The organism is uncultured Flavobacterium sp. (assembly GCF_963975005.1).
Classification (GTDB): Bacteria; Bacteroidota; Bacteroidia; order Flavobacteriales; family Flavobacteriaceae; genus Flavobacterium.
Map to the genome: position 1 here is coordinate 1 of NZ_CAXBFR010000167.1, position 4,967 is coordinate 4,967.

6 protein-coding genes and 1 other RNA gene are annotated in these 4,967 nt (G+C 27.1%); 2 read left to right on the forward strand and 5 right to left on the reverse strand.

Going from position 1 to position 4,967, the window contains the following annotated elements:
• Nucleotides 1-815: thioredoxin-like domain-containing protein (locus AACZ53_RS13785; protein ID WP_339839625.1), on the forward strand; the 815-nt coding region annotated here is incomplete at its 5' end.
• Nucleotides 816-903: 88 nt separating this feature from the next.
• On the opposite strand, the gene fsa is transcribed toward AACZ53_RS13785, so the two are convergent.
• The 3 genes from fsa to ffs all read right to left on the reverse strand — a co-directional run bounded on the left by fsa (nt 904) and on the right by ffs (nt 2,743).
• The gene (gene fsa, locus AACZ53_RS13790) at nt 904-1,560 is read right to left on the reverse strand and encodes a fructose-6-phosphate aldolase (protein ID WP_339839628.1); all 657 of its coding nucleotides are present in this window, start codon (nt 1,558-1,560) and stop codon (nt 904-906) included.
• A 90-nt stretch (nt 1,561-1,650) separates the two neighbouring features.
• Nucleotides 1,651-2,454: an SDR family oxidoreductase gene (locus tag AACZ53_RS13795; RefSeq protein ID WP_339839631.1), complete on the reverse strand. Its 804-nt coding sequence runs from the start codon at nt 2,452-2,454 to the stop codon at nt 1,651-1,653.
• Between the two features lie 190 nt (nt 2,455-2,644).
• Nucleotides 2,645-2,743: signal recognition particle sRNA small type (gene ffs / locus AACZ53_RS13800), an RNA gene on the reverse strand.
• A gap of 87 nt (nt 2,744-2,830) precedes the next feature.
• Between ffs and AACZ53_RS13805 the strand changes: the two genes are divergently transcribed.
• Nucleotides 2,831-3,889: a glutaminyl-peptide cyclotransferase gene (locus AACZ53_RS13805; RefSeq protein ID WP_339839633.1), complete on the forward strand. Its 1,059-nt coding sequence runs from the start codon at nt 2,831-2,833 to the stop codon at nt 3,887-3,889.
• 45 nt (nt 3,890-3,934) lie between these two features.
• Here the strand turns inward: AACZ53_RS13805 and AACZ53_RS13810 are convergent, their stop codons facing one another.
• Together AACZ53_RS13810 and AACZ53_RS13815 are read right to left on the reverse strand one after the other, a co-directional pair.
• On the reverse strand, nt 3,935-4,219 hold the full coding sequence (locus tag AACZ53_RS13810; protein WP_339839635.1) for a hypothetical protein: 285 nt from the start codon (nt 4,217-4,219) through the stop codon (nt 3,935-3,937).
• A gap of 288 nt (nt 4,220-4,507) precedes the next feature.
• Nucleotides 4,508-4,888, reverse strand: a complete 381-nt coding sequence (locus AACZ53_RS13815) for a hypothetical protein (protein ID WP_339839637.1) — start codon at nt 4,886-4,888, stop codon at nt 4,508-4,510.
• Nucleotides 4,889-4,967: the final 79 nt, after the last annotated feature.

The following is a 4,967-nucleotide window of genomic DNA, read 5'->3' on the forward strand; positions in this document are numbered from 1 at the left end:
ACCCTTATGCACATAAATTTATTGCTGGTGAAAACGTGATTAATGATTTACCCAAAGATTATTATGACCATAGAAAGAGTGTTGATTTTGATAATCCAACATTTGCTAATTTTTATCCTTATGTAAACTATGTTACTTCGTTATTAAACAACATAACTTTTACTGAAAAACAAGGAAATATTGATGAGTTTGCTTTAGAAAACAATATTAAAAAATTAAATATTGCTGATACTTTAATTAAAAACCAAAAAATTAAAAATCATGTTTTAAATGGTTTGGCTTTGCGTTATTTAATGGAAGAGCAAAATATGTTTAACAACAGTACTTTTATTAAACGTTTTCTTGAATTATCGACTGATAAAAAAATGCAAAATGAAATAACAACTATTGAAAATTCAATTAATAAACTTGGTATTGGCAACACATTATCTTCTGAAAAGTTTGTAAATGAAAAAAATGAACCCATTGATTTAGGTAAACTAATTACTAAAGAAACCGTTATCTTCTTTTGCAATACAAACATTCAATCACACCTAAATTCAGTTCATAGAAAAGTTATTGCGTTTAAAGAAAAATACCCCAATGTAAACTTCATTGCCATTAACATTGATGATAGTTATGAAGAATGGGAAAACAAATTAAATGATATTGACCATAAAAATATTATAGAAATTCATGCAGTTAATTCTGAAGCAATTAAAGAAAAATGGGTTATTTATAAAATTCATAGATCTATTATTCTTAATGCAGATGGAACAATAAAAAATGCCTTTGTAAATTTATTTGATGTTAATTTTGAGAAAAATTTGAATTAGTATTCAATGTTAAATTATATTTATATAAAAAAAGCAGTTTTCAATTGAAAACCGCTTTTTTTATGCTTTTTACTATAGTAGTATATACTTATTTATTTCCTTTTTCAAAATCAGCAATAAATTGAGCTAGCCCAATATCTGTTAAAGGATGTTTCATTAATCCCATAATAGACGATAAAGGTCCTGTCATAACATCTGCTCCTATTTTTGCACAATTCACAATATGCATTGTATGACGAATTGAAGCTGCTAAGATTTGAGTTTCAAAACCATAATTATCATAAATTTGACGAATTTCATCAATTAAATTTAAACCATCTGTAGAAACATCATCTAATCTTCCTAAAAATGGAGAACAATATGTTGCACCAGCTTTCGCTGCTAATAAGGCTTGCCCAGCAGAAAATATTAATGTCACATTTGTTTTAACTCCTCTATCAGAAAAGTATTTACAAGCTTTTATTCCTTCTTTTGTCATAGGCAGTTTTACAACGATTTGTTCGTGTAATTCAGCTAATTCTTCACCTTCTCTGATCATTCCGTCAAAGTCAATTGCATTTACTTCAGCACTTACATCTCCATCAACAAGGTTACAAATGTCTACATAATGTTTTAGAATGTTGTTTTTACCTGTAATTCCTTCTTTTGCCATTAAAGATGGGTTTGTAGTTACACCATCTAAAACACCTAACTCTTGTGCTTCTTTAATTTGGGCTAAATTTGCTGTGTCAATAAAAAATTTCATACGTATTTGGATTTATTTTATTTGTGTTGTTTGTTATGCAAAAGTAAGAAATATAAAATTATTCTGAAATCTAATTTCTAAATTCTAAATTTATAATTTGTAATGATTCATTAACATTTTTTCATAAACTAAATCAGGTAAAATTCGTTTCAAAACAATTGAAAACTTTTGCAGAAAAGCTCCAACTTTATAATGAATTTTTGGATTTGGTGTGTTGATAATTTTATGAATAACTTCTGCCATTTGATTTGGATTACTTCCACTATCAACGTGAGAATCCATTTCTCTTAATGTATTCCCGTAAGTTGTTTCATAAGCTGAATCTTTTAAAACCGGTGCATGATAACGACCCGCAGCAATATTTGTAGCAAAATCTCCTGGTGCAACGTTTGTAATATGAATTCCAAAAGACTTAACTTCCATTCGAAGGGCTTCTGTAATTAATTCTAAAGCTCCTTTTGAGGATGAATAAACGCTTCTATAAGGCAATCCCATATAACCAGCTATTGAAGTTATATTAATAATTAAACCTTGTTTTTGAGTTCTCATTTGAGGCAAAACTGCTTTCATTACTTCAACAGGTCCAAATAAATTGGTTTCAAAATTGTTTTTTATTTCCTCTAACGGAATTTCTTCTAAAGGTCCAGTAATTCCAACACCAGCATTGTTTATTACAACATCAATTCGATTAGTGATTGCTAATACTTCAGCGATTGCAGCTTGAATTGAATTCACATCCCTAACATCTAGAGCCACCAATGGAAAGATAGAATTTTCAACTTTTGAAGGATTACGACTTGTACCATAAACTATAAAGTCTTTATGGTGTAGAAATTCGCCAATGGCTTTACCTATTCCGGAAGAAGCTCCTGTAATAAAAACAACTTTTTGCATTATTATTTATTCAAAATTTAGAGTTGCAAAGTTAATTAAAAAGTTGAGTTAATTTTAAAGGAACTTTAACATCCAATTAAATAAAGGTTTATACTTTTACAGAGTAATTATACTAAATAAAAAAAATCTTCCTGTTTGGAAGATAATTTGAATTTTATATGAGAATCTGAAATAAGTTCAGATTTAAAAAAAATGGCAAGCGACCTACATCGCACCGCTACAACCGCTTACCCTTGCTGCGTTCCCACCCTGGGGGATTCTGCAGGAGCTGGTCGTGTAGGACTTGCCGGTGTAAATATACAATCTTTTTGTATTTTTGCAAGGCATTTGTAGGTTAAAAAAAACGTTGTATATTCGATTTATAAAAAATTTAATTATGTTTAAATATAAGGTATTCTCTTTCATAGGTTTAACTATTCTATCTATTTCATGTGGGGGTGATAAAAATGATGAAAAAAATATTTTTTCTATAGATACTTCAGCAATGATGCAAGCCTATAATCCATCTCAAAGTGTAGATTTAGCTTTAAAGAACGAAAAAAATAAAGTTATTGACTCAGTCATTTACTATATGAATGATAAAAACATTGGAAAATCATTAAAAAATAAAAAAATACATTTTCCTTTAGAAAATGAGAAATTAGGATACACTCGCGTAAAAGCTTTAATTTATTTTGAAGGTAAAAACGTAGAAACAGAAACTAATTTTATTATATATGCAAAAGATGCTCCTGAATTATTGAATTATAAAATCGTAAATACTTTTAATCATGATGCTAATTCTTATACGCAAGGTTATGAGTTTTATGAAGGTAATTTAATTGAAGGAAGTGGTCAATATGGAAACTCTTCTCTAAGAAAGACAGATTATAAAACAGGTAATGTTCTTGAAAAATTAGATATTGATAAAAAATATTTTGGTGAAGGTATTACTGTTTTAAAAGATAAAGTTTATCAATTGACATGGAATGAAAATACTGCTTTTGTTTATGATGCAAAAACGTTTAAAAAAGAAAAATCAATTGCTTATTTTAGAAAAGATTTGTCAGGTTGGGGTTTAACTAATGATGGAACTAACCTTTATATGAGTGATGGTTCTGAAAAAATATACATAATAAATCCAGAAACGTTTGAAATGATAGATTATATAAATGTATACACAAATGCTAACAAAATAGATTCTATCAATGAAATGGAATGGATTGATGGTAAAATTTGGGCTAATATCTATGAGAAAGATATGGTTATCAAAATTAATCCTACAACGGGTGCTATCGAAAACATTTTGAATTTAAGTGACTTAAAAACAAAAGTAACTAATACTTTAAAACAAGGCGAAGTTTTAAATGGAATTGCTTATAATCCTCAAACAAAAACAATTCTTGTTACTGGTAAAAATTGGGATAAGTCGTTTGAAATTTCTGTAGAAAAATAAAAAAATAAAAAAGAGAGAAGCAATTTAATACTTCTCTCTTTTATTTTAAAAACTATACAAAAGTACTTTGCTTTTAGGAATTCCTTCTACTAATTTTGTATTCCATTTCTTAGCTATTCGCATTTCTTCTCCTATTATAAAGTTTTTATTATCTACTTTAAAAAATTCTAATACAATAGAATCTTTACTTGAGTTTAATTCAATAACAAATTCGAGTGCATTAATTCTATTAGATTCTTTATCCTCTTTAATAAAGCAATATTTTATATCACTAATAGCAACTTTAGTTTTTACATTATAGTCAGCTGTGTTTCTTAAGAAATAAAGCATTTGATTATCATCACTAATTCCAATAATTGTATTATCGGTCCATGTATCGAATTCAATTACTTTCTTTTGATCTTCTGCTGCAAACTCATTTATTTTATTGACAAACTGTTGTCTTCTTTTAAGAATTCTTTTATTAACTATAACTATAGGGGCAATTAGAACAAAAAAAAGAAAATAGTCCCAATAATTGTATTTGGTATATCCATTATTTTTTGATTTTATAAATTATTACATAGAAATAAGTCCATTTTTATAAAAACAGACTACAAAACGATTAAATAAAATTAATTACCAAAAAAATTGAAATGGGAAAATGATTTGAATTGCCGAAAACGAAACTTCTTTTTTGTCACAAAATGTCCATAGTAATTGGACTTTATTTGTAAAATGTTGTTCTTTTTTTGACAAAGAGTTACAAAGAAACTTAACCAATAACTTTTTATTAGCTAATGAAGAATCAAATGTTAAATTGGAATTAGAAAACTGATAATGTATTTCATTTGATATACCAAACGATTGAAAACCAGATTCATTTGTAGTAATAGAAGTTTGTTTTTTATAGGAAGTTTTTTCAACAGAATTGAAATTAATAGTAGTTTCAGCTTCTATTTTTTGCGAGAAAAATGAAAGAAATACAAGGACTAATATTAATTTTAAACCTTTATACATTTATCGAATTTAATGCAAACAAAATTGTTTAAAGAAATAATAGAAACTTCAAATAAAATGTTAATTTTTTAATTAGGCT